Here is a 24,559-nt window from a genome sequence, read left to right as displayed (position 1 = left end):
GCCCGGTGCGGCGCGCATCTCAGTACGCGCCCGAGGGATGCAGCACGACGCGAGCGGTGCGGAGGATGATCATGAGGTCCTCCATGACCGACCAGTTCTCCACGTAGCGCAGGTCGAGCCGAACGCTGTCCTGCCACGTGAGGTCGCTCCGGCCGCTGATCTGCCAGAGGCCGGTGATGCCCGGCTTCAGGTACAGCCGGCGCTTGACCACCTCGTCGTAGCTGCTCGCCTCGTGCGGCAGCGGGGGCCGCGGCCCCACGACGCTCATGTCGCCGCGCAGCACGTTCCAGAACTGCGGCAGCTCGTCGAGCGAGTGGCGACGGAGGAACGCGCCGACGCGCGTCACCCGCGGGTCGTCCTTCATCTTGAACAGCGGGCCCGCGCCCTCGTTGCGCTCTCGCAGCTCCTCGAGCCGCTGCTCGGCGTCCACGTGCATCGTGCGGAACTTGAGCATCGGGAAGCTCTGCCCGTCGCGGCCGATGCGCTGCTGCCGGAACAGCACGGGTCCCGGCGAGTCGAGCGCGATCGCGATCGCGATGGGCACGGCGACGATCGCGATCGCGACGAGGGCGCACGAGCTCACGACGACGTCGAGGGCGCGCTTGAGCACGTGCCGGCCGCCGTCGAACGTCGGGATGCGCACCTGGATGAGCGGCAGGCCGTCGACGGGTCGGAACGAGATGCGCGGCCCGGCGACGTCCGTGAGGCGCGAGAAGAGGATGAGCTCGGCGCACGTGCCCTCGAGCTGGCGCCGCAGCCGCGTGAGGTACTCGGGGTCGGCGTCGGTGCTCGCGGCGAGGATGACCGTGTCGGCGCCCATGCGCTCCGCGTTCTCGGCGACCGTCGCCGACGTCGGGAGCACCGGCACGGCCCTGCCGCGGAGCTCGAGCGGCTCGCCCGGATCGCCCCGCACGGCGGCGCCCACGACGTGGAAGGTCAGGTCGCGCGCGGCATCGAGGCGCTCGAGCACGTACCCGATCTCCTCGCGCTCGCCGACGAGGATCGTGCGGGAGGCGAACTCGCCCTCGCGCCGCCTCGCGACGAGCCACCGACGGCACTGCCACCGCGCGAGGAGGAGGCCCAGCATGCCGACCGGCAGCGCGACGAGCAGCTGCTGGCGCAGCTCCGGCCAGTCGACCGCGAGCGCGCCCACCGCGAGCAGCGCGAATGCGAGTCCCGTCGCGTGCGCGACCCGGCGGTACTCCGTGGCTCCGGCGCCCAGCACCGATGCATCGCGCGAGTGGAAGGCGGCGAGTGCGGTGAGCCAGACCATCGCCGTGAGCACGGGGGCCGCGAGCACCCGCTCCGGCGCCTCGATGACGGCCTCGCCGACGAGCATCGCGGCCGCGAGCGTCGTGACCGCGGCGAGCGCGACCGCGGTGTCCGCGACGACGAGGCGTGCGCGGCTCCGCCGCTCCCACTCGAGGCGGCGGGTCAAGGTGGAGGTGGGTCGTGGCGACCTGGCCCCCGGCAGCACGAGGGCGGGGGCGGCGACGCCGGCCGTGAGCCATCCGCGGCTCCGCGCGCCGGCCACGGCCTGGGGTGAGGCAACCGGCCGCGCGACTCGCTGCACCTGGACCACCTGCTTCCCCGCACATCGGCGCCGTCGCCGACCACTGGTAACACTGTTTCCAAACGTAGGCACGGGTCGCGGGCGCGACAAGCGCAGATCCCCCCTCGACCGGAATCGTGGGGGGATCTGCGGGTGGGGCTGAGCGCTTGCTCAGCGCGAACCGAGGATCGCTCGATCAGCCGAGGGCCGACTCCAGGATCGTCGTGAGCTCGCGCGCCGAGCGCTTGGCCGAGCCGGTCGCCGGGCTCGCCGACTGCGGGCGGCCGACGACCTTGAGCGTGCGGCCGTGCAGGTGGCGGGGGAGCACGAGGTGCACGAACGGCCAGGCGCCCTGGTTGAGCGGCTCCTCCTGCACCCAGACGAGCTCGGCGTTCGGGTAGCGGTCGACCACGGCGTTGATCTCGTCGATCGGCAGCGGGTAGAGCTGCTCGACGCGCACGAGCGCCACGTCGCTGCGGCCGCGCTTCGCGAGCTCGGCCTTCAGGTCGTAGTGGATCTTGCCCGAGTGGAGGAGCACGCGCGTGACGGCGCCGGCGTCCTGCACCTGCTGGTCGTCGATCACCGTCTGGAAGCGGCCGGAGGTGAACTCCTCGACCGAGCTCGTCGCATCCCGCAGCCGCAGCATCGCCTTCGGCGTGAAGACCACGAGCGGGCGGCGGGGCCGCGCGTACGCCTGGCGGCGCAGCAGGTGGAAGTGGTTCGCCGGCGTCGAGGGCCGCGCGACCGTCATGTTGTTCTCGGCGGAGAGCTGGAGGAAGCGCTCGATGCGGCCCGACGAGTGGTCGGGGCCGGCGCCCTCGTAGCCGTGCGGCAGCAGCAGCACGAGCGAGGAGTGCTGGTTCCACTTCTGCTCGGCCGACGCGATGAACTCGTCGATGACGATCTGCGCGCCGTTGGCGAAGTCGCCGAACTGCGCCTCCCACAGCACGAGCGCGTCGGGGCGCTCGACCGAGTAGCCGTACTCGAACGCCATCGCCGCGTACTCGCTCAGCAGCGAGTCGTAGATCGACAGCCGGGCCTGGTCGGGCCCGAGGTTGGCCAGCGGCAGCCACTCCTGGCCGTTGCGGCGGTCGTGCATGACGGCGTGGCGCTGCACGAACGTGCCGCGACGCGTGTCCTGGCCCGACATGCGCACGGGCGTGCCCTCGAGCAGCAGCGAGCCGAGCGCGAGCAGCTCGCCGAACGCCCAGTCGATGCCGCCCTCGCGGCTCGCCTTGACGCGCTTGTCGAGCACCTGGCGCACCTTCGGGTGCACGGTGAACGCCTCGGGCGGGTTGCCGTGCGCGTCGCCGATCGCGTGGATGACGGATGCGTCGACGCCGGTGGCCTCGGGCTCGCCCGTGGCCTCGGCGGGCTCGGCGGGCACGATCGGCATCGAGCCGGTCGCGGCGGCGTGCGTCTCCATGAAGGCGCGCTCGAGCTTGCCCTGGAAGTCGGCCTGCGCCGCCTCGTACTCCTCCTTGGTGATGTCACCGCGGCCGACGAGGTTCTCGGCGTAGAGGGTGCGCACGGAGCGCTTCTGCTCGATGAGCGAGTACATGAGCGGCTGCGTCATGGTGGGGTCGTCGCCCTCGTTGTGCCCGCGGCGGCGGTAGCAGATGAGGTCGATGACGATGTCGCGCTTGAACTCCTGGCGGTACTGGAACGCGAGCTCTGCCACGCGCACCACCGCCTCGGGGTCGTCGCCGTTCACGTGCAGGATCGGCGCGTGGATCGACTTCGCGACATCGGTCGCGTAGGTCGACGAGCGCGACTCGCTCGGCGGGGTCGTGAAGCCGACCTGGTTGTTCACGACGAGGTGCACGGTGCCGCCGGTCTTGTACGCGCGCAGCTGCGAGAGCTGGTGCGTCTCGAACACGACGCCCTGGCCGGCGTTCGCCGCATCGCCGTGCACGAGCACGGGCAGCACGCTGTGCTCGCCGTCGCCGATGCGGTCCTGCTTCGCGCGCACGATGCCCTCGAGCACGCCGTTGACCGCCTCGAGGTGCGAGGGGTTCGCGGCGAGGTACACGGGGACCGTCGAGCCGTCGGCGGCGGTGAACTCGCCCGCGTTGCCGAGGTGGTACTTCACGTCGCCCGAGCCCTGGAAGACGGCGGCGCCCTCGAACTCCTGGAACACCTGGCCGTACGTCTTGCCGGCGATCGAGGTGAGCACGTTGAGGCGGCCGCGGTGCGGCATGCCGATCGCGACCTCGTCGAGGCCCGCCTCGGCGGCGCCGGCGAGCAGCGCGTCGAGGAAGGCGATCATCGACTCGGCGCCCTCGAGCGAGAAGCGCTTCTGGCCGACGTACTTCGTCTGCAGGAACGTCTCGAACGCCTCGGCCTCGTTGAGCTTGCGCAGGATCCGCATCTGCTCGTCGTGCGTGGGCTTGACGTAGGGCACCTCGAGGTGGCTCTGGAACCACGCGCGCTGCGCCGGGTCGGCGATGTGCATGTACTCGACGCCGATCGTGCGGCAGTACGAGTCGCGCAGCACGCCGAGGATGTCGCGCAGCAGCGCAGAGCGCTTGCCGCCGAAGCCGCCGGTGACGAACTCGCGGTCGAGGTCCCAGAACGAGAGGCCGTGCTGCTCGATCTCGAGGTCCGGGTGCGTGCGCTGCACGAACTCGAGCGGGTCGATGTCGGCCATGAGGTGGCCGCGCACCCGGAACGCGTTGATGAGCTGCGTCACGCGCGTCTGCTTCGAGAGCTCGTCCGCCTCGCGCACCGAGACGTCGGTCGACCACTTGATCGGCTCGTAGGGGATGCGCAGGTCGGCGAAGATGTCGCGGTAGAAGTCCTGCTCGCCGACGATGAGGCCGTGCACGATCTTCAGGAACTCGCCCGAGCCGGCGCCCTGGATGACGCGGTGGTCGTAGGTCGATGTGAGGGTCACGGTCTTGCCGACGCCCGCATCCGCCAGCCGCTCGGGGCTCGCGCCCATGAACTCGGCCGAGTAGTCGAGCGCGCCGACGCCGATGATGCAGCCCTGGCCGGGCATGAGGCGCGGCACCGAGTGCACGGTGCCGATGCCGCCGGGGTTCGTGAGCGAGATCGTCGTGCCCGCGAAGTCGCCCGCGTCGAGCTTGTTCGCGCGCGCCTTCTTCACGAGCGCCTCGTACGCCTCGACGAACTCCGAGAAGTCCATCGTCTCGCACGCCTTGATGCTCGGCACGAGCAGCGCGCGGGTGCCGTCGGGCTTGGGGATGTCGATCGCGATGCCGAGGTTGATGTGCGGCGGCGCGATCATCGCCGGCTTGCCGTCGACGACGTCGTAGTAGACGTTCTGGCTCGGGAAGGCCTTGAGCGCCTGCACGAGCGCGTAGCCGATGATGTGCGTGAACGACACCTTGCCGCCGCGCGTGCGTCGCAGGTGGTTGTTGATGACGATGCGCTGATCGATCATGAGCTTCGCCGGCACCGTGCGCACGCTCGTGGCGGTCGGCATCGTCAGCGACTTGTCCATGTTGGCGGCGAGGGTCTTGGGCATGCCGCGCAGGGTCGTGACGACGGGCTCGTCGGCGGGCTTGGCGTCGGCCGACTGCGCCTTCTCGTCCTTCTGCGCCTGCTCCTTCTTCGCCTGAGCGGTGGGCGCATCCGCCGGAACGGGGGTCGGGCGGGCGGCCTGCGCGGTCGTCTTGGCGACGATGCCGCCGTCGCCCTTCGCGGCGGGGGCGGGCGTCTCGGCCTGGCCCTCGGTGTCCTCGCGGGGCGCGTCCTGGGCGCGCTGCCCCTCGCCCGAGTCGACGGGCTGCTCGGGGCGCGACTCGTTGCGCACCGGCCGGCGCGGCGGCGTCGGCTTCGACGGGGCGGCCGGGGCCTTCGCCGACTCGGCCCTGGGCGCATCCGCCTGCTCCGTCCCGCCCTGGGGCTGCGACGCCTGCGACTGCTGCGCCGTGGCCTCAGGCGCGGCGCCCTGCGACGCGGGCCGCTCGGGGCGCTCGCTCATGCTCGTCGCCGCGCCTCCCGCGTCACGCTGCGCCGCGTACCGCTCCAGGATGGGCCACCACGATCGGGCCACCGAGTCCTTGTCCTTCGCGAAGAGCTGGTACTGCTCCTCGACGAGCCACTCGTTCGCTCCGAAATCGTTGTCGTCCGCAGGGGTGGACACGGTATCGATCGCCTCTTTCGATTCTCCGGGCATGCCGCAGGGAGGCCTGCGGCGACACTGCCCACCAGCATAGTGGCGCTCCCGAGCGGCCCGGCGCCACGGCGCTCAGGGTCGAGCGCGGCGGTCAGCGGGCGAGCCCGAGGGCCTGCAGGTCGACGCCCGCCGCCTCGACGGCGAGCATCATCACCTCGCGCCGCCACACCACGCGCGGCTCGAACCGCAGCGGCATGCCGGCCTCCGCGGGCGTCCGGTTGCCCTTCGCGCCGTTGCACGCGACGCACGCGGTGATGGTGTTGAGCCAGCTCGACTCCCCGCCGCGCGAGACGGGCTGGATGTGGTCGATGGTCGCGCCCGGGCCCCCGCAGTAGGCGCAGCGGCGGCGGTCGCGGTCGAGGACGCCGCGGCGCGTCCACGGCATGCGGTCGTAGAGCCGCGTGTGCGGGATCTGCACGTAGTCGTTGAAGACCACGACGCGCGGCACGGGCAGCTCGAGCGAGTTCGACCGGATCGTGCCGTCGCCCGCGAGCATGACCTGCGCGCGCTCCTTCACGATGAAGGCCACGGCGCGCTGCAGCGAAGCGACGCCGATCGGCTCGAGCGTCGCGTTGAGCACCACAACCTGCGCTGTCATCGCTGTCTCCGACACCATCTTGCCGCGCTTCGGTGAACGGCGGGTGTCGGACCCGCCGACTAGCGTTCCGGTATGGCCACGGATGTGGGCGTCGTGCCCCTCGATCGCGGCGAGCGCATCGCCGTGGCGACCCTCGTCGGCGGTCGGGCGACGGATGCGGCGGTGCACGACCGCGCGCACGTCGCCCACGATGCGCGGCTCTCGGCGCCGCGTGCGCGCATCGTCTGGCAGGATGCCCGGTCGGCCGTGCCGGCGCTCCTCGACGCCGGCGTGCGGCTCGAGCGCGTGCGCGACGTGCGGCTCGTGCACCGCATCCTCGTCGACGCCCGCGGGCTCCCGGCCGAGGAGCGCTGGTCGCGCGCGCTGCGGGCCGAGGCGGAGGGACTCTTCTCGCTCGCGCCCGATGCCGAGCCGCTCGACGAGCTCGCTGGCCAGCTCGCCGCGCAGGAGGCCGCGATCGGCGACGACGCTGGCTTGCGGATGCTCGCGGCCGCCGAGTCGATGGGCGCGGTCATCGCGGTCGAGCTGAGCCGCCAGGGGCTGCCGTTCGATCGCGCTCGGCACGACGCGCTGCTCGCCGAGGCGCTCGGCGAGCCGCCCGCGGGCGGGGGCCCGGGCGATCGGCCGCTCGGCATGGAGGCGCTCGCCGCGCAGGTGCGCGACGCCCTCGGCGCGCCGTCGCTCAACCCCGACTCGCCGCAGGAGGTGCTGAAGGCGCTGCGGCGCGCGGGGCTCGACGTCGCCTCGACAGCGCGGTGGGAGCTGCGCGAGCACGACCACCCGGTCATCGCACCGCTCATCGAGTACAAGCACCTCGCGCGCCTGCACACCGCGAACGGCCGCGCGTGGGCGCAGCGCTGGGCGCGCGCCGACGCGCAGGGCCGCACGCGCCTCGCGATCGAGTACGTGCCCGGCGGCGTCGTCACCGGCCGCTGGGCGACCGAGGGATCGGGGGCGATGCAGATCGCGCGGCAGATCCGCGCGGCGGTCGCCGCCGAGCCCGGCATGCGGCTCGTCGTCGCCGACGCCGCGCAGCTCGAGCCGCGCGCGCTCGCCGCGATCGCGCGCGACCAGGCGCTCGCGGCGGCCGGCCGCGGCACCGACCTCTACCAGGGCCTCGTCGACCGCGGCGTCGTCGACAGCCGCCAGCAGGCCAAGATCGGGATGCTCGGCGCGCTCTACGGCGGCACGACGGGGGAGTCGGCCGTCGTCCTCCCGCGGCTCGCGCGCGCCTACCCGCGGGCGATGGGCGTCGTCGAGGCCGCGGCGCGCGCAGGGGAGCGCCGCGAGCGCGTGCGCACGTGGCTCGGCCGCACGTCGCCCCTGCCGCCCCGCTGGCGGGACGACGAGCGCGGCCTGCGGCAAGCGCGCGCGTGGGGCCGCTTCACGCGCAACTTCGTGGTGCAGGGCACCGCCGCCGAGTGGGCGCTCGCGTGGATGGCGGGCATCCGCCGCGCCATCCGCGACATCGAGGGGGCGGCGCTCGTGTGCTTCCTCCACGACGAGGTCATCGTGCACGCGCCCGAGGAGGCGGCGGATGCGGTGGCCGCGTCGGTGCGCGAGGCCGCGGCCGACGCTGGCCGCATGCTCTTCGGCGCCTTCCCGATCGAGTTCCCCGTGCAGACCGCCGTCGTCGCCGACTGGAGCCAGGCGAAGGGCTGAGCGCGCCCCGGCACGCCTACCCTGGAGCCATGCGCTTCATCGACGACGTCCCGGAGCACGACCTCACCTACTCCGACGTCTTCCTCGTCCCCAGCCGCAGCGATGTCGGCTCCCGCATGTCGGTCGACCTCTCGCCCGACGACGGCACGAGCGCGACGCTCCCGATCGTCGCCTCCAACATGAACTCGGTCACCGGCCCCCGCATGGCGGCGACCCTCGCGCGCCGCGGCGGCCTCGCCGTGCTGACGCAGGATCCGCCGCTCGAGGAGACGATCGCCGGCATCGACTGGGTCAAGGCGCAGCCGATCGGCCTCGAGTCGCCCCACCGCGCGGCGCCGACCGACATCGTGCTCGACGTCACGCGGCGCGTGCCCGCGATCGCCGGCCACGCGGTGGTGGTCGAGGATGCCGAGGGCATGCTGCTCGGCGCGATCCCGGCCGAGCGGCTCGCCTCGGCGCTGCCCGACGCGACGCTCGGCGACCTGCTGCACTCGCACCTGCCTGCGCTCACCATGGCCGAGGCCGTCGACGGCCGCACGATGTTCGCCGCGCTCGAGCGCGAGGGCGTCGACGTCGCCCCGGTCGTCGAGGACGGCCGGTGCGTCGGCATCGCCTCGCGGCTCGGCGCGCTCCGCGCCGACATCTACACGCCGGCGCTCGACGCATCCGGCCGCCTCTCGGTCGCCGTCGCGGTCGGCATCAACGGCGACCCCGGGCAGAAGGCCAAGGCGCTCGTCGACGCGGGCGCCGACGTCGTCGTCGTCGACACGGCGCACGGGCACCAGGGCGGCATGCTGCGCGCCCTCGAGGCCGTGCGCGCCGCGGTCGGCGACGCGATCCCGGTCGCAGCGGGCAACGTCGTCTCGGCCGACGGCGTGCGCGACCTCGCCGCCGCCGGCGCCTCGATCCTCAAGGTCGGCGTCGGGCCCGGCGCGATGTGCACGACGCGCATGATGACGGCGGTGGGGCGACCGCAGTTCTCGGCCGTGCTCGACACCGCGGCCGCCGCGATCGAGGTGGGCGCGCGGGTGTGGGCCGACGGCGGGGTGCGCTACCCGCGCGACGTCGCGCTCGCGCTCGCCGCGGGCGCCTCGAGCGTCATGGTGGGCAGCTGGTTCGCCGGCACGATCGAGGCACCCGGCCGCCTGCAGCGCGACGACCGCGGCCGCCTCTACAAGGAGTCGTGGGGCATGGCGTCGACCAAGGCCGTGCTCGGCCGCAACGCCGGCCTCGACGCGTACGAGCTCGCGCGGAAGACGCTCTTCGCCGAGGGCATCTCGTCGTCGACGATCCTCCTCGACCCGCAGCGGCCGAGCGTCGAGGACCTCGTCGACATGATCACCTCCGGCGTGCGCTCGTCGTTCACGTACGCGGGCGCGGCGACGGTGCCCGAGTTCCGCGAGCGCGCGCGCGTCGGCGTGCAGTCGGCGGCGGGCTACGAGGAGGGCAAGGCGCTGCCGGTCAGCTGGTGACGCGCCGAGCGCGTCGAGGCTCCCACCGAGCGGATGCGGGGCGCCGACCGATAGGATGCCGCGCGTGAACGACGACCACAGTCATAGTCCCGTGCCGGAACCGATCGGCTGATGGACCTCATCCTCATCAGCATCGGCGTCGTCCTGACGATCGGAACCGGCCTCTTCGTCGCCAGCGAGTTCGCGCTCGTCAACCTCGACCGCGCGGAGCTCGAAGCCCGTCGCGATCGCGGCGAGTCGCGCCTGGCGGGCACCATCAAGGCGCTCCGGCAGACCTCGACGCACCTCTCGAGCGCGCAGCTGGGCATCACGCTCACGACGCTGCTCACCGGCTACACGATGGAGCCCGCGATCTCGCGCCTGCTCACGCCGGTGCTCGTGTCGTGGGGGCTGGCTGAGGGCTTCGCCGCCCCGCTCGCGAGCGTCATCGCGATGACCGGCGCCACGATCCTGTCGATGATCGTCGGCGAGCTCGTGCCCAAGAACCTCGCGCTCGCGAAGCCGCTCGGCACCGCGATCGGCGTCACGCCCTTCCAGCGCGCCTTCACGGCCGTCTTCAAGCCGGCCGTGCTCGCGCTCAACGGCTCGGCCAACGGCATCCTGCGCTCGATCGGCATCGAGCCGAAGGAGGAGCTCTCGGGCGCCCGCACGGCCGACGAGCTCACGAGCCTCGTGCGCCGCAGCGCCATGGAGGGCGCGCTCGAGGCGGGGGCTGCGACGCTCCTCGCCCGCACGCTGCGCTTCTCGGAGCTCTCGGCGGGCGACGTCATGACGCCCCGTCCGCGCGTCGAGGCGATCGAGCGCAGCGACTCGGTCGCCGACCTCGTCGCGCTCGCCCACCGCACGGGCCTATCGCGCTTCCCGGTGATCGACGGCGACCTCGACGAGGTCATCGGCATCGCCCACATCAAGCAGGCCATCTCGGTGCCGCGCGAGCGACGCGCCGACGTGCCGGTCGCCGCGATCGCCGAGGAGCCGCACCGCGTGCCCGAGTCGGTGCGCCTCGACGCGCTGCTGTCGGATCTCAAGGAGCGCGGCTACCAGCTCGCGATCGTGATCGACGAGTACGGCGGCACCGCGGGCATTGCGACCCTCGAGGACCTCGTCGAGGAGGTCGTCGGCGAGGTCGCGGACGAGCACGACCGCCTGCACGTCGACGTGATCCAGGGCCCCGGATGGGTGACCTTCCCGGGCGAGTTCCGCCCCGACGAGCTGCTCGAGCGCGCGCGCATCGCGATCCCCGAGGACGGCCCCTACGAGACCGTCGGCGGCTTCATCATGGCGAGCCTCGGCTCGCTCCCGGCCGTCGGCGACACCGTCGAGATCGACAGCGGCACGCTCCGCGTCGAGCGCGTCGACGGGCGCCGCGTCGACCGCGTGCGCCACATCGACCGCCCGGCAGACGAGGAGGGCGAGCGATGAACGACTGGCTCGGCATCATGTGGCTGGTCATCCTGCTGATCGCCAACGCCTTCTTCGTCGGCGCCGAGTTCGCCGTCATCTCCGCCAAGCGCTCCCAGATCGAGCCCCTCGCCGACCGCGGCAACCGGGCGGCGAAGCTCGCGCTGTGGGCGATGGAGCACGTCTCGCTCATGCTCGCGATGTGCCAGCTGGGCATCACGGTCTGCTCGCTGCTCATCCTCAACGTCTCGGAGCCGGCGATCCACCACCTGCTCGAGGGCCCGCTCGAGTGGACGGGCCTCGCGCCCGAGGTCGTCTCGGTCGTCGCCTTCGTCATCGCGCTGCTGCTCGTGACGTACCTGCACGTCGTGCTGGGCGAGATGGTGCCGAAGAACGCCGCGTTCTCGGTGCCCGACCGCGCGGTGCTGCTGCTCGCGCCGCCGCTCGTGCTCATCTCGCGCATCTTCAAGCCCGTCATCTGGGCGATGAACGGCGTCGCGAACGCCATCCTGCGCCTCTTCCGGGTGCAGCCGGTCGACGAGGCCGCGAGCGCGTTCACGATCGACGAGGTCGAGACGATCGTCGAGACCTCGAAGCGCGAGGGGCTGCTGTTCGACCCGACCGGCGCGATCAGCCGCACGTTCGAGTTCACCGAGCGCCGCGTGCGCGAGGTGGCGCTGCCGCTCGAGGAGATCGTCACGCTGCCGGCGGGCGCGACCCCGGCCGACGTCGAGGCGGCCGTGCGCGAGCGGGGCTTCTCGCGCTACATCGTCGCCGACGAGGAGGGCCTGCCGGCCGGCTACGTGCACATCAAGGATGTGCTCGGCGCCGACGACGCGCACGCCGACCTGCCCGTGCCGGCCAAGCGCATCCGCCAGCTCGCCTCGATCTACGAGGGCGCCGAGGTGGAGGACGCGCTCGCGCTCATGCGCTCGACGGGCGCCCACATCGCCCGCTCGTTCGACGAGCACGGCGAGACGACGGGCCTGCTGTTCCTCGAGGACATCATCGAGGAGCTCGTCGGCGAGGTGCGCGACGCGACGCGGAGGCTCTTCTGACGCGGGGGCACGCGTGGCTGTGGCTCGCGTTCGGCCTCGTGCACGGCCTGCTCGCGATCCTCAACCTGCCGAGCGTGTCGAGCGCCTACGGCGACGTCGTCTCGGTCTACCCGTTCTGGCTGCGGGAGGGGCTCGACGGCGAGTGGCTCGGCATCGACGCCCCGTGGGTCTACCCGCTGCTCGCGTGGGCGCCGATCCTCGCCGCGGGCGTCGCGGGGCCGGATGCGCTGCCGCTCGTGTGGATGCTCGTCGTCACGGCCCTCGACGCGGTCGCGTTCGGCATGCTGCTGCGGGTGCCGAGGGGCCGGCTGCTCGCGCTCACCTGGCTCGGGCTGCAGCTCGCGCTCGGGCCGGTCGCGCTCGGCCGCATCGACACGGTCGCGGTCGCAGTGAGCATCATCGGCGTCGCGGTGCTGCGCAGCGGCCGCACGGGCTGCGCGGCCGCGGCGTTCACCGCGGGCGCGTGGATGAAGGTGTGGCCCGGCGCCCTCTACCTCGCGCTGCTCATCGCCCGGCGGCCGCGGCGCTGGATCCTCGCGGCCGGCGCGACCGTCTCGGCCGCCGTGCTCGGCGTCGCCGCGCTGCTCGGCTCGCAGCAGGCGCTCTCGTTCCTGCTCGAGCAGGGCGACCGGGGTCTCCAGATCGAGGCGGTCGCCGCGACGCCCGCGATGTGGCTCGTGGGCGCCGGCGACGCGTACGTCTACTACGACCGCCAGATCCTCACCTTCCAGGTCGACTTCGACGGCGTCGGCCGCATCGCGGCGCTCTCGACGCCCGTGCTCGTCGTCGCGGTGCTCGCGCTGTGCGCGCTCGGCGCGCTCGCCGTGCGGCGCGACCACGGGCGCGAGGCCGTCGTGTGGCTCGCGGTCGCGCTCGTCGCCGCGATGATCGTCACGAACAAGGTCGGCTCGCCCCAGTTCGTGCTCTGGCTCACCGTGCCCGCGCTGCTGCTCGCCGAGCTCGGCGCCCGGCGGCACTGGATCGGGGTCGGCGCGATCGCGGCGGTCGGCGTGCTGACCCAGGTGCAGTACCCCTGGACCTACGGCTGGCTCGTCACCGGCGACCCGCTCGCGGTGCTGCTGCTCACGGCGCGCAACCTCGTGCACGTCGGCATCCTCGTCGGCGCGGTCTGGATGCTCGTGCGGGCGACGCGCCGCGGACCGTTCGCGCTCTCAGCCGATGAGCGACGCGAGCAGGTCGCCCACGCGGCCCGACTCGATGAGGAAGGCGTCGTGGCCGAAGCCGCTCTCGAGCACGATCGGCTCGGCGCCGGAGACGCTCGTGGGGATGCCGGCGGCGAGCCGCTGCTGGTCGGCGACGGGGAAGAGCCGGTCGCTCGAGATGCCGACGACGAGCGTCGGTGACGTGACGCGCTCGAGCGCCGCCTCGACGCCCCCGCGCCCGCGGCCGACGTCGTGCGTCGACATCGCGTCCACGAGCCGCACGTACGAGCCGGCGTCGAAGCGGCGGGTGAAGCGGTTGCCGTGCACGTCGAGGTACGACTCCACCTGGAACCGCCCGCCCGCGAGCGGGTCGACGCTCGACTGCCACTCGCGCCGGAAGCGCTCGTTGAGCTCCTGCTGCGAGCGGTAGCCGAGCATCGCCATGCGGCGCGCGAGGGCGAGGCCGCGCGCGGGACCGGCGTGGCCGGGCAGGTCGTAGAAGTCGCCGCCGAGCCAGCCGGCGTCGGTCGTGATCGCCTCGATCTGCAGGGTGTTCTGCGCGATCTGGTCGGCGCTCGTCGCGGCGTTGGAGGCGAGCAGCGCCGTCGCACCGACTCGGTCGGGATGCTCGATCGCCCACTCGAGGGCGTGCATGCCGCCCATCGAGCCGCCGACGACGGCGTGCCAGCGGCGGATGCCGAGGCGGTCGGCGAGCCGCCGCTGGGCCTCGACCTGGTCGCGCACCGTGACGCGCGGGAACCGCGAGCCCCACTCGCGGCCGTCGGGGGCGAGCGACGCGGGGCCGGTGGAGCCCTGGCAGCCGCCGAGCATGTTGGGCGCGACGACGAAGTGGCGGTCGGTGTCGATCGCGAGCCTGGGGCCGACGACGTCCTCCCACCAGCCGGCCGTGACGTGGCCGGGGCCGGCGGGGCCGCGCACGTGGCTGTCGCCCGTGAGCGCGTGGAGCACGAGCACGGCGTTGTCGGCGGCCTCGTTCAGGCGACCCCACGTCTCGTACGCGACCACCGCATCCGCGACCGTGCCGCCGGCCTCGGCGTCGAGGTCGCCGATGCGGGCGAACCGCCGATCGCCCGGGTCGTCGCCGGGGCGCCAGGCGCCCGTGACGGGGACGGGCCGCACGTCGCCGGGGGAGGGCGAGCCGTCGATGCCGTGCGAACCCTCGAGCAGGCGGGAGGCGGGCACCCTGGCGGCTGGCTGCGCGTCGTCGCTCAGCTGCCAGTCCATCGGTGCCCGCCCTTCCGCTCGGCTCAGGCGGTCGTCGCCTCGAGGGCGCGGGCGCGCTCGGCGGCCGCGTCGAGGCCCCGGCTGAGGTCGGCGATCAGGTCGTCGGCGTGCTCGATGCCGACCGAGAGCCGCACGAGACCGGGCGTCACGCCGGCCGTGAGCTGCTGCTCGGGCGTGAGCTGCGCGTGCGTCGTCGACGCCGGGTGGATGACGAGCGAGCGCACGTCGCCGATGTTGGCGAGGTGGCTGAAGAGCTCGAGCGCCTCGACGAGCGCCTTGCCTGCCTCGACGCCGCCGACGAGCTCGAACGAGAGCACGGCGCCGGTGCCGCGCGGCGCGAGCTGCGTGCCGCGCTCGTGCCAGGGGCTCGAGGGCAGGCCCGCGTAGTGCACCTGGGCGACCTGCGGGTGCGCCTCGAGGAACTGCGCGACCGCGGTCGCGTTGGCGACGTGCCGGTCGACGCGCAGCGAGAGCGTCTCGATGCCCTGCAGCAGCTGCCACGCCGAGTCGGGGGCGGCGGATGCGCCGACGTCGCGCAGGAGCGTCACGCGCGCCTTGATGATGTAGGCGATCGCGTCGCCGAGCGCCTCGGTGAAGGTGACGCCGTGGTACGACTCGTCGGGGGTCGTGAGGCCGGGGAACTTGTCCGACTCCGACCACGCGAAGCGGCCGCCGTCGACGATGACGCCAGCGACGACTGAGCCGTGGCCGCCGAGGAACTTCGTCGCCGAGTGCACGACGATGTCGGCGCCGTGCTCGAGCGGGCGGATGAGGTACGGGGTCGCGATCGTGTTGTCGACGATGAGCGGCACGCCCGCCTCGTGCGCGACGCCCGAGACGCCGGCGATGTCGAGCAGGTTGATGCGCGGGTTGCCGATCGTCTCGCCGAAGAGCGCCTTGGTGTTCGGGCGGATGGCGCGGCGCCACTCGTCGAGGTCGTCCTGGTCCTCGACGAACGTGACCTCGACGCCGAGCTTCCGCAGCGTGAAGTGGAAGAGGTTGTAGGTGCCGCCGTAGATCGACGACGACGAGACGATGTGGTCGCCGGCCTGCGCGATGTTGAGGATCGCGTAGGTCGTCGCCGACTGGCCCGAGGCGAGCAGCAGCGCCGCGGTGCCGCCCTCGAGCGCGGCGATGCGCTGCTCGACGACGTCGTTCGTCGGGTTCATGATGCGCGAGTAGATGTTGCCCGTCTCGGCGAGCCCGAACAGCCGCGCTGCGTGGTCGGTGCTGTCGAAGACGTACGACGTCGTGCGGTAGACCGGCGTGATGCGCGCCTTGGTGGTCGGGTCGGGCCGAGCGCCCGCGTGCACCTGCAGGGTCTCGAACTTCCAGTCGCTCATGGCTCTCTCCTCGCTGGGCTGGTCGGCCGGGTGGCCTGAAGTCGTGGATCGAGTCTGGGCCGGTTCCGCATCCGCCACCAGGTCGCCGCGTCGCACGGCGTAACACTCGGGACTGCGGCCGGGGCCGTGCGGCCTCCCGGGAGCCACGGCCATCCTGCCTGGCCATCCCGCCCGAGTGGCGCATGCAGGCGCCGGATGCTTGCATGGCGGCATGAGCGAGAAGCGGTTGATCGTCACGGGTGCGTCGAGCGGGATCGGGGAGGCGGTCGCGAGGCAAGCGGTCGCCCGCGGCTGGCAGGTGCTCGCCGTGGCCCGGCGGGCCGAGCGGCTCGAGGCGCTCGCGGCCGAGATCGGCTGCGACGTGGCGGTCGCCGACCTCACCGATGAGGCGTCGGTCGCCGCCTTCGCCGAGGCGGCCGCGGCGTTCCGGCCCACGGGCCTCGTGCAGGTGGCGGGCGGCGCGAAGGGCGCGGCCCCGATCGCCGACACGACGATCGACGACTGGCGCTGGATGTTCGAGGCGAACGTCATCGGCACGAAGCGCGTGCTCGACGCCGTGCTGCCGCTGCTGCGCGCCTCGACCGCCGACGGCGGCTACGCCGAGGTCATGGTCGTGACGTCGATCGCCGCGACCGTGCCGTACACGGGCGGCTCTGGCTACAACGCCGCGAAGTCGGCCGAGAAGCAGCTCGTCGACGTGCTGCGGCTCGAGCTCGCGGGCGAGCCCATCCGCGTGATGGAGGTCGCGCCCGGCATGGTCTGGACCGAGGAGTTCAGCCTCGTGCGCTTCGGCGGCGACAAGGCGAAGGCGGATGCGGTGTACCAGGACGTGCAGGACCCGCTCTCGGCCGACGACGTCGCCCGCGTGATGACCGACATCCTGGCGCTGCCCGGCCACGTCTCGGTCGACGAGACCATCATCAAGCCCGTCGCCCAGACGCATCCGTGGATCGTCACGAAGGGCCCGCTCGTCGCGAGGGGCGCGTGACGTCGGCATCCGCGCCAGCGTTGCGCGTGTTCCGACATCTCTGGCTGTACGTCGCTCTGGTCCTCACAACCGTTCCGATCCTGGCCCTCTGGGCCCTGCTCTTCGAGAACGCGGGCGCGAGGCTCGCCGGACTGGTGCTTGGTGTGCCGGCCACCGCCGGGATCATGCTGCTGCTGATGGCGAGATCGGCGTACCGGCTGGAGGTGCTGCGGAGCGCGCTGCCCGACGCGATCGTGGTCCCCTTGATGATGCAGGCGCAGGACTGGCTCTTCCTCGCGCCGACGCCCCGCCGCCCGCGCCAGTGGTTCCGTCGGATGACGACCGCGAGCTTCGATGACTTCGGCGTGACGCTGTGGGAGGGCGGAGGGCGCCCGAGCCCGACGTGTGAGATCCCTTGGTCGGCGGTGACGGAGATCGCTGCCGCTGAGGTCGTGAGTGATGACGGCTCGCATTCTCCCTACGGGATCTTCCTCGCGCTCGCTGGCGAGGACGGGCAGGCCGTGCGCTTCGCGCTCGTCCGGGAGGGCGCGCTGTTCGGCTTCAAGCAAGGCCTTCCATATCCGGCGGATGTGTTGCGTGGGCGGGTGCGGGAGCGCTGGGGAGCCGCTGCGGCGTGGGGGGCCAGCGAGCCTCGTCCGTGGCGGAGGGAAGAGCATCCGAGCCCAACGCGGCCGCGGCAGGATCGGGTGCGCCCGATCGAGCGGCCGCAAGGGCCGCCCGTGCTCCGCGATGCCTTTACAGTGGGCCCTGCAGTGCTCGGAGCGACGTGGGTCGGCGTGGGCGTCCTCGTGGTCTGCTTCACCGAAGGCGCATGGCGTTGGGTCTTCGGCGTCCTGCTGCTCCTGATCGTGCTGTGTCAGGGGATCCTGCTGGCGCTGCTGCTCGCTACTCGATGGTCGGCGCGTGATGGCGAGCTGCGCATCCGCAGGGCGACGGGTTGGGAGTCGATCCGGCTCTCCTCGATCTCGTCGGTCGAGATCACCCGGGATCCTTCGATTCCAGCCATGCTCTGGATGGTCCCTGTCACGGGTGTCTGGTATGGCCTTGAGGTGCGGCTGCACGACGGCACTCGGGTGCCCATGCCAGAGCTCTTCGGCTCGGCGGCGCGCTGCGTCGCGATGGCCGACAGCATCGAGGCGCTGCTGCCGAACGCCCCGATACGCGCAGAAGCGCCTCGCGGTCACTGATCCGGCGCGGGGGCGTCGCAAGTGCGCGACACCTGCTCCCACACCGGCGCGGGTTGGGAGCGGCGGTGGTCCGGCCCGCCTCCGTCATGCCTCGGACGCCGCGGCGGCGCCGGCGGACGGCTCGGGCACGGGCTCGGGGTCGGCGAACGCCAACCGCGGCACCGCGACGAGGCCGACGGCGGCGACGAGCGCGGTGACGCCGCAGATGATCCACACGACGATGTAGCCGCCGAGGCTCGCGGCGGTGCCGATCGCGCGGACCGCGAGCACGATCGCGAAGATCGACGACGCGAACGAGCCGCCGATGGTCTTCGTCGTGTTCGTCATCGCCGTCGCGACGCCGGTCTGGCCGCGCGGTGCGGCGGCCGCCGCGGCCGCGGGCAGCGCGCCGACGAGCGCGCCGGAGCCGACGCCCGCGACGGCCATGCACGCGAAGACCTGCCACACCTCCAGGTGGAACGGCACGAGCAGCAGGTAGCCGACACCGACGAGCGTCGAGGCGACGATGAGCAGCAGCCTGGGCCGCACGCGCGCCGAGAGCACGGCGAGGGCAGCGGCGCCGACGATGAGCGCGAGCAGATAGACGCCGATGAGGATCGAGCGCCCGGATGCGTCGAGGCCGAGCCCGTAGCCGAGGCTCGGGTCGGTGCCCGCGTACGTCGCGAGCGGCGTCTGGGCGCCCAGCAGGCTCACGCCGATGAGGCCGGCGGTGAGCTGCACCGGCCACATCTCCGGTCGGCGCATGACGCGCAGGTCGATCGCCGGGTCCTCCTTGCCGAGCACCCACCGACCGAAGGGCACGAGCAGCAGCACGCCGACTGCCATCACCGCCCAGCCCCACCACGCATCCACCCCGCCGAGCTTGAGGAACGTGAGCCCCGAGGTGATGGTCAGCAGGGACAGCGCGAGCAGTACGAAGCCGCCGGCGTCGAGCGAGCGGCCCGGGAGCGGCTCGGACTCGGGTACGCCCCACAGGATCGCGAAGAAGCAGAGCGTCACCATCGCCGCCGGGAGCATCAGGGTCGCGGGCATCGCCTCCCCGAAGGCGCCGAACGCGGCGGCCGCGCCGAGCGCGCCGATGATGGCGCCGGCCTCGAGCGCGATGACGAGGAGGCCCGCGGCACGGCGCGTCGCGGAGGGGGCGACGCCGGTCCGTCGGCCGCGATCGAAGATGAGCGCGACCTCGAGCGGCAGCCACACCGTGTAGGCGCCCTGGAGGGAGAACGCGATGAGGTAGCTCCAGAAGTCGCCCGCGAAGGCCATCCACCAGCTCGCGGCGGCCGTGATGGCGGTCGAGACGAGCAGCATCCGCTTGTGCCCGTGCATGTCGCCGAGCTTCGCGAGCACCGGCACCATGAGCGCCGACAGCAGCAGCTGCCCTGCCTCGAACCAGTTGACATCGGCATCGGTCACGCTGAGATGCCGCGCGATGTCGGGCGTGAGCGTCACGTAGTAGCCCTGCAGCACGCCGCTCGTCAGCTCGACGCACACGAGCCAGCCGATGAGTGCCAGCGGCACGGCGTGCATCCTCGTCACGGATGCATCATGGCACCGGGATCGCAGGAATCCTCACGTCGGGCCTGGGACGCGCCACGGCGACCCGTGCGGCGGGGCGCATGGGCTCGGCTCGCGCGGCTGCTGTGCGGGTCTGGAACGCAGGGGCCCCGTGCGGTCGCGGACCGGATCGCTCGGGGCACAGGGTTCGGCTCGCGGCGGTCGCCCAGGGGTAGAGCGGGTCGCTTCGGACGCATGGCTCGGGTCGCGGCGGTCGCCCGGAGGTAGAGCGGGTCGCGCCGGACACATGGCTCGGGTCGCGGCGGCCGCCATGGTCGAGCGGGTCGTGACGGCTGCGCGCACGGGACAGTCGTCAGAAGGGCCGGCTCGGTGCACCTGAGCCTGTGGTGTCGCCCCAGTAGGCGTCGTGGTGCTCGCGGAAGACCGGTCCGGTCTGCGGCGGCTCGTCGGTGTAGACGTCGCCGGTGGGCGAGGTGAACTCGAGCACGCCTGGGCTGGTCTGGCGCACCTTCCAGCGTCGGGCGTGGGCGAGCTGGGCGCCTTTGAGGGTGTGGTGGCGTCTGCAGAGGTGGGCGAGGTTGTCGTGGCAGGTCGTGCCGCCCTCGGCCCACGGCTTGGTGTGGTCGATGTCGCAGCGGCGGGCGCGCTGCCCGCAGCCTGGCCATCGGCAGTGCTGGTCGCGGGCACGCAGCAGCCGCTTGAGCTGGCTGGAGGGCGTGTAGGAGTCGACGGCGAGCACCTGGCCGGTGAGCGGGTCGGTGAACAGCCGCGCCCAGCTGCTGGCGCGCTCGGCGAGGATGCGGGCGGTCTCCGGATCCAGCGGTGCGCCGTTCGCGAGCCGCGCGACCGCCGCCTCGAGGCCCGCCATGGGCTCCCCGTCACCGTTGTCGCCGGTGAGGACGGGTGCGGGGATGAGCACGCTGACCTCGGCGCGGATGCCGTGCAGGCCGGTGTCGGTGGGGTCGGCGGTCAGCAGCAGGTCGGCCAGCAGGTCGGCGCGCAGCAGGTCGGCGCGCAGCTGGTCGAAGGTGCGCCGGTCGCGGCCGCCGTCGGCACCGACCGGCGCCTCACCGACGGCATCGGCGCCGTTCCCGGGCGTGTCGGCGGCATCGGCAGCCCGGTCCGGCGCGCCCGCGCGCGCCCGAACCGACGCCTTGGCCATCTGGGTGAGGCGGTCGTGGATGCCGTGCGCGAGCGCGGTCGGCAGCAGCGCGCGCAGCATCGACATGCCGTCGTCGAGGTCGCTCACCCACACGCCGCGCTGCTCGCGGGCGGTGCGGTGCCGCTCGACGAGCGGCTCCGCCAGGTGCTGCTCGAGCTCGCGCCGCGCGATCGCCCGCAGTCGGCCCGGGGTGGTCTGCTCGGCGTGCGGCAGCAGCGCCGCTTCGAACGCCTCCCGCGCCGCCGGATCCTGGATCGGCGCGCCGATCTCCGCGATCACGGCGACGTGGCCGCGGTGTATGCGGGTGTCGCCCCACGCGCGCACGGTGGCGGGCCACCGCTGCGTGTCGGCCATCGCGGCGTTGAGCTCGGCCTCGACGGTGCGGTCGGAGCGGCGCTGCCGCAGCCCCAGCTCGCACGCGGCATCCCGCAGCCCCACCGCCGGGTCGAGGCGCTCCTCGAGCGCATCATCGACCGCGACGTGGCCGATGCCGGCGAGCAGGTGCGTGCGCATCGCCTGCAGGCCCGCGATCGCGGCGTCGATCTCGACGACCGCGCGCATCGCCGTCTCGGACACGTCGCGCGGCGTGGGGCCGTCGGCGCCGGAGCCGCGCACGGGCTCGGGCTCCTGCCCGTCCCGCGGCGTCGCGTCCGTCGTCATGCAGGCATGCAACCACGGGCCACCCACGCGGCCCGACCGGTGGGGACAACCCGCCCGGGCCGACGGCGGGTCTCGAGACGCGAGCGCCTCCGGCGCGCGCTCCTCGACCGGCGAGGGAGCGTCGAGCACCACGGGAGCGGGCGCGGGTCTCGTGACGCGAGCGCCTCCGGCGCGCGCTCCTCGACCGGCGAGGGAGCGTCGAGCGGCGAGGGAGCGTCGAGCACCACGGGAGCGGGCGCGGGTCTCGTGACGCGAGCGCCTTCGGCGCGCGCTCCTCGACCGGCGAGCGCGCGGTAGCGGGCTTCCGTACACGGAGGGGCGGGGTCGCACGGCGCGATCAGCGGTGGCCCGTAGACTGGGCGCATGGCCTCCTCCCACCCGTTCGTGATCTCTGTGCGCGACATCGCGCGGAAGCCGGGCGAGATGCGCGAGCACGAGCTGACGGCCCCCTTCGGCGAGAAGGTCGGCGAGGGGCTCGCGGCCGTCCAGCCCGACGAGCCTGCCGAGCTCGACGTGCGCCTCGAGAGCGTGCATGAGGGCATCCTCGCCACGGGCAGCGCCTCCGTCGTCGCCCGCGCGACCTGCGCGCGCTGCCTCACCGAGTTCGACCTCGACGTCGATGTCGACTTCCTCGAGCTGTTCGCGTATGATGGTGCGTCGGAATCCGACTACCTCGTCGTCGACGACACCGTCGACGTGCTTTCGGTGGTCCGGGACGCGGTCGTGCTGGCGCTGCCGTTCCAACCGGTCGACCGACCGGACTGTGCAGGGCTCGATCCTGAGACAGGGGAGCGGCTCGAGCCGGGCACGCAGCTCGTGCCGGAGGAGACCATCGATCCTCGATGGGCTGCGCTCCAGGGATTCGCACCAGACCTAGCCGACGACCAGTCGGAAGATGACGCCCAGGCGTCGAAGAAGGAGTGAGCAATGGCTGTTCCCAAGAGGAAGATGTCGCGGTCGAACACCCGCGCGCGCCGTTCGCAGTGGAAGGCCGTCGCGCCCAAGCTCGTGAAGACCATCGAGGGCGGCAAGACCGTCTACAGCCTCCCGCACCGCGCGAAGGTCGTCGAGGACTCGGCCGGCACCCCGCTGTACATGGAGTACAAGGGCCGCAAGGTCGCCGACGTCTGATCCCTCTCACGAGGATCGCCGTCGCATGACGGACACGGGCGCATTGCTCGAACAGCTCGGGGTCGACATCGACCCCGAGCTGCTCGTGTTGGCGCTCACCCACCGCTCCTGGGCCTACGAGCACGGGGGCGTGCCGCACAACGAGCGCCTCGAGTTCCTCGGCGACTCCATCCTCGGCCAGGCCATCACGATCGAGCTCTACCGACGTCTGCCCGACGCGCCGGAGGGCGAGCTCGCCAAGCGCCGCGCCGGCGTCGTCTCGACCGTCGCGCTCGCCGAGGTGGCCCGCGGCATCGGCCTCGGCCGGCACATCCTCCTCGGCAAGGGCGAGGCGGCGTCCGGCGGCGCCGACAAGCCGTCGATCCTCGCCGACACCATGGAGGCCGTCTTCGGCGCCGCGTTCCTCAGCGCCGGGCACACCGCATCCGCCGAGCTCGTGCTGCGCCTCGTCGGCCCGCTGCTCGACGATCCCGGCCGCACCGGCGCCGCGCTCGACCCGAAGACCGCGCTGCAGGAGATCGCCGCAGCCCAGGGCCTCGGCGCGCCGATCTACGAGATCGAGGCGGCCGGCCCCGACCACGCCCGCACCTTCACGGCATCCGTCCTCATCGACGGCCGCGCGGTCGCCACGGGCACCGGCTCGAGCAAGAAGGTCGCCGAGATGGCCGCCGCGCTCTCGGCCCACCAGCAGCTCAGCGCCGCGAACGCCTGAGCGGCCCACCATGCCTGAGCTGCCCGAGGTCGAGGTCGTGCGCGCCGGCCTGGCCCCGGCCGTCACCGGCGCCCGCATCGACGGCGTCGAGGTGCTCGACGAGCGCTCGATCGCCCGCCACGACGGCGACGCCGCGGCGTTCGAGGCGGCGCTGCGCGGCCGCACGCTCGAGCCTCCGCAGCGCCGCGGCAAGTTCCTCTGGATCCCCCTCCGCCCCGAGTCGGGCGAGACGGGCACGGATGCGCTCCTCGCGCACCTGGGGATGTCCGGCCAGATGCTGGTGCGGGAGCCGGGCGCCGCACCCGACCGCCACACGCGCATCCGCCTGCTGCTCGAGCAGCCGGTCCACGGACCGCTCGAGCTGCGCTTCGCCGACCAGCGCATCTTCGGCGGGCTCGCCGTGCGGCCCGTCCACGACGGCGTGCCCGACCAGGCCGCGCACATCGCGCTCGACCCGATCGACCCCGCCTTCGACGCATCCGCCGTGGCCCGTCGGCTGCGGCAGCGCAAACAGGGCGTGAAGGCCGCGCTGCTCGACCAGCAGCTCGTCTCGGGCATCGGCAACATCTACGCCGACGAGGCGCTGTGGCGAGCGCGGCTGCACTACCTGACGCCGGGGCAGCGGCTCACGCAGGCGCGGGCGCTCGAGCTGCTCGGCCACGTGCGGGCGGTGCTCGACCAGGCGCTCGCCGAGGGCGGCACGTCGTTCGACGCGCAGTACGTCAACGTCAACGGGCAGGCGGGCTACTTCGAGCACAGCCTCAACGCCTACGGCCGCGGCGGCCGCCCCTGCCCGCGCTGCGGCACCACGATGGTGCGCGAGGCGTGGGCCAACCGCTCGTCGACGCGCTGCCCGCGCTGCCAGCGCCGCCCCCGCGGGCTCGCGGCCTGAGGCGACGCCCACCCGGCTGTCCTAGCCTGGATCGATGGCCTTCGACGGATTCGACCCCGACGCGTTCGCCTTCTACCGCGAGCTCGAGGTGCACAACGAGCGGCCCTGGTGGCTCGCGAACAAGGCGCGCTACGACGAGCACGTGCGGGCGCCGTTCGAGGCCCTCGCCGAGGAGCTCGAGCCCGTCGCGAGCGCCGTCAAGGTCTACCGGCCCTACCGCGACGTGCGCTTCAGCCACGACAAGACGCCCTACAAGACGCGGCAGGGCATGTTCGCTCAGCGGGCGCCCGGCATCGGCTGGTTCCTCAACCTCGACGCCTCGGGCGTCTCGCTCGGCGGCGGCTTCTTCGGGGATGCGTCGATGACGAAGGCCTACCGCGCGGCCGTCGAGGCGGTCGGGCCGGGCACCGAGCTCGAGGGCATCGTGCGCGACCTCGAGGGCGCCGGCTACGCGATGGGCGGCGAGCAGCTGAAGACCGCGCCGCGGGGCATCGCCGCCGACCACCCGCGCATCGCGCTGCTGCGCTACCGGTGGATGACCGCGCGCAAGCACGTCGACGAGGCGGATGCGACGGGTCCCGCGCTGCTCGACGCCCTGTTCGACACGGTCGACGAGCTGCAGCCGCTCGTGGGGTGGGCGGTCTCGCACATCGCGTCGAAGCGATAGGCCGGGG

18 protein-coding genes are annotated in these 24,559 nt (G+C 73.1%); 11 read left to right on the top strand and 7 right to left on the bottom strand.

From position 1 onward, the window contains the following. Positions 1 to 19: 19 nt before the first annotated feature. From BLT67_RS02570 to BLT67_RS02560, 3 genes are all read right to left on the bottom strand, one after another. Entirely contained in the window at positions 20 to 1,438 is a 1,419-nt protein-coding gene (locus BLT67_RS02570) for a sugar transferase (RefSeq protein ID WP_231945546.1), read from the bottom strand. A 310-nt stretch (positions 1,439 to 1,748) separates the two neighbouring features. Beyond that, positions 1,749 to 5,696, bottom strand: a complete 3,948-nt coding sequence (locus tag BLT67_RS02565) for a multifunctional oxoglutarate decarboxylase/oxoglutarate dehydrogenase thiamine pyrophosphate-binding subunit/dihydrolipoyllysine-residue succinyltransferase subunit (RefSeq protein ID WP_092665585.1) — start codon at positions 5,694 to 5,696, stop codon at positions 1,749 to 1,751. A gap of 91 nt (positions 5,697 to 5,787) precedes the next feature. Continuing rightward, the gene (locus BLT67_RS02560) at positions 5,788 to 6,294 is read right to left on the bottom strand and encodes an HNH endonuclease (protein WP_092665584.1); all 507 of its coding nucleotides are present in this window, start codon (positions 6,292 to 6,294) and stop codon (positions 5,788 to 5,790) included. 72 nt (positions 6,295 to 6,366) lie between these two features. On the opposite strand from BLT67_RS02560, the gene BLT67_RS02555 reads away from it, so the two are divergent. The 4 genes from BLT67_RS02555 to BLT67_RS02540 all read left to right on the top strand — a co-directional run bounded on the left by BLT67_RS02555 (position 6,367) and on the right by BLT67_RS02540 (position 11,887). Further along, the gene (locus BLT67_RS02555) at positions 6,367 to 7,956 is read left to right on the top strand and encodes a bifunctional 3'-5' exonuclease/DNA polymerase (protein ID WP_172801961.1); all 1,590 of its coding nucleotides are present in this window, start codon (positions 6,367 to 6,369) and stop codon (positions 7,954 to 7,956) included. A gap of 29 nt (positions 7,957 to 7,985) precedes the next feature. Beyond that, positions 7,986 to 9,428 carry a GMP reductase gene (guaB1, locus tag BLT67_RS02550; RefSeq protein ID WP_092665583.1) on the top strand — a complete coding sequence of 481 codons (1,443 nt, stop codon included), beginning with the start codon at positions 7,986 to 7,988 and terminating at the stop codon, positions 9,426 to 9,428. A 111-nt stretch (positions 9,429 to 9,539) separates the two neighbouring features. Then, positions 9,540 to 10,850, top strand: a complete 1,311-nt coding sequence (locus tag BLT67_RS02545; protein ID WP_092665582.1) for a hemolysin family protein — start codon at positions 9,540 to 9,542, stop codon at positions 10,848 to 10,850. Further along, positions 10,847 to 11,887, top strand: a complete 1,041-nt coding sequence (locus tag BLT67_RS02540; RefSeq protein ID WP_092665581.1) for a hemolysin family protein — start codon at positions 10,847 to 10,849, stop codon at positions 11,885 to 11,887. The genes BLT67_RS02545 and BLT67_RS02540 overlap by 4 nt, the downstream gene beginning before the upstream one ends. A 1,172-nt stretch (positions 11,888 to 13,059) precedes the next feature. Here the strand turns inward: BLT67_RS02540 and metX are convergent. Together metX and BLT67_RS02525 are read right to left on the bottom strand one after the other, a co-directional pair. Continuing rightward, positions 13,060 to 14,295 carry a homoserine O-acetyltransferase MetX gene (metX, locus tag BLT67_RS02530; RefSeq protein ID WP_092665580.1) on the bottom strand — a complete coding sequence of 412 codons (1,236 nt, stop codon included), beginning with the start codon at positions 14,293 to 14,295 and terminating at the stop codon, positions 13,060 to 13,062. A 23-nt stretch (positions 14,296 to 14,318) separates the two neighbouring features. Continuing rightward, positions 14,319 to 15,638: a bifunctional o-acetylhomoserine/o-acetylserine sulfhydrylase gene (locus BLT67_RS02525; RefSeq protein ID WP_092665579.1), complete on the bottom strand. Its 1,320-nt coding sequence runs from the start codon at positions 15,636 to 15,638 to the stop codon at positions 14,319 to 14,321. Positions 15,639 to 15,849: 211 nt separating this feature from the next. Between BLT67_RS02525 and BLT67_RS02520 the strand changes: the two genes are divergently transcribed. Together BLT67_RS02520 and BLT67_RS02515 are read left to right on the top strand one after the other, a co-directional pair. Then, on the top strand, positions 15,850 to 16,626 hold the full coding sequence (locus BLT67_RS02520; RefSeq protein WP_172801960.1) for an SDR family NAD(P)-dependent oxidoreductase: 777 nt from the start codon (positions 15,850 to 15,852) through the stop codon (positions 16,624 to 16,626). Beyond that, positions 16,623 to 17,813, top strand: coding sequence for a hypothetical protein (locus BLT67_RS02515; protein WP_157674116.1), 1,191 nt, complete (start codon positions 16,623 to 16,625; stop codon positions 17,811 to 17,813). Before BLT67_RS02520 ends, BLT67_RS02515 begins: the two co-directional genes overlap by 4 nt. An 84-nt stretch (positions 17,814 to 17,897) precedes the next feature. On the opposite strand, the gene BLT67_RS02510 is transcribed toward BLT67_RS02515, so the two are convergent. Both BLT67_RS02510 and BLT67_RS02505 read right to left on the bottom strand, forming a co-directional pair. Continuing rightward, the gene (locus BLT67_RS02510) at positions 17,898 to 19,340 is read right to left on the bottom strand and encodes an MFS transporter (protein WP_092667477.1); all 1,443 of its coding nucleotides are present in this window, start codon (positions 19,338 to 19,340) and stop codon (positions 17,898 to 17,900) included. 340 nt (positions 19,341 to 19,680) lie between these two features. Further along, the gene (locus BLT67_RS02505) at positions 19,681 to 21,150 is read right to left on the bottom strand and encodes an HNH endonuclease (protein WP_092665577.1); all 1,470 of its coding nucleotides are present in this window, start codon (positions 21,148 to 21,150) and stop codon (positions 19,681 to 19,683) included. 393 nt (positions 21,151 to 21,543) lie between these two features. On the opposite strand from BLT67_RS02505, the gene BLT67_RS02500 reads away from it, so the two are divergent. Genes BLT67_RS02500 through BLT67_RS02480 form a run of 5 tightly spaced genes read left to right on the top strand, consistent with a single transcriptional unit; the run spans position 21,544 to position 24,552 of the window. After that, entirely contained in the window at positions 21,544 to 22,074 is a 531-nt protein-coding gene (locus tag BLT67_RS02500) for a YceD family protein (RefSeq protein WP_231945544.1), read from the top strand. Between the two features lie 3 nt (positions 22,075 to 22,077). Continuing rightward, entirely contained in the window at positions 22,078 to 22,281 is a 204-nt protein-coding gene (gene rpmF / locus BLT67_RS02495) for a 50S ribosomal protein L32 (protein WP_092665575.1), read from the top strand. Between the two features lie 25 nt (positions 22,282 to 22,306). Continuing rightward, on the top strand, positions 22,307 to 22,993 hold the full coding sequence (gene rnc, locus BLT67_RS02490) for a ribonuclease III (RefSeq protein ID WP_092665574.1): 687 nt from the start codon (positions 22,307 to 22,309) through the stop codon (positions 22,991 to 22,993). A 10-nt stretch (positions 22,994 to 23,003) separates the two neighbouring features. Further along, positions 23,004 to 23,885: a bifunctional DNA-formamidopyrimidine glycosylase/DNA-(apurinic or apyrimidinic site) lyase gene (mutM, locus tag BLT67_RS02485; RefSeq protein ID WP_092665573.1), complete on the top strand. Its 882-nt coding sequence runs from the start codon at positions 23,004 to 23,006 to the stop codon at positions 23,883 to 23,885. 34 nt (positions 23,886 to 23,919) lie between these two features. Further along, positions 23,920 to 24,552, top strand: coding sequence for a DUF2461 domain-containing protein (locus tag BLT67_RS02480; protein ID WP_092665572.1), 633 nt, complete (start codon positions 23,920 to 23,922; stop codon positions 24,550 to 24,552). The last annotated feature ends 7 nt before the right edge of the window (positions 24,553 to 24,559 follow it).

Origin of the sequence: Agrococcus carbonis, assembly GCF_900104705.1 — a bacterium.
Lineage (GTDB): Bacteria > Actinomycetota > Actinomycetes > Actinomycetales > Microbacteriaceae > Agrococcus > Agrococcus carbonis.
This window is presented reverse-complemented; position numbering and strand designations above follow the sequence as displayed.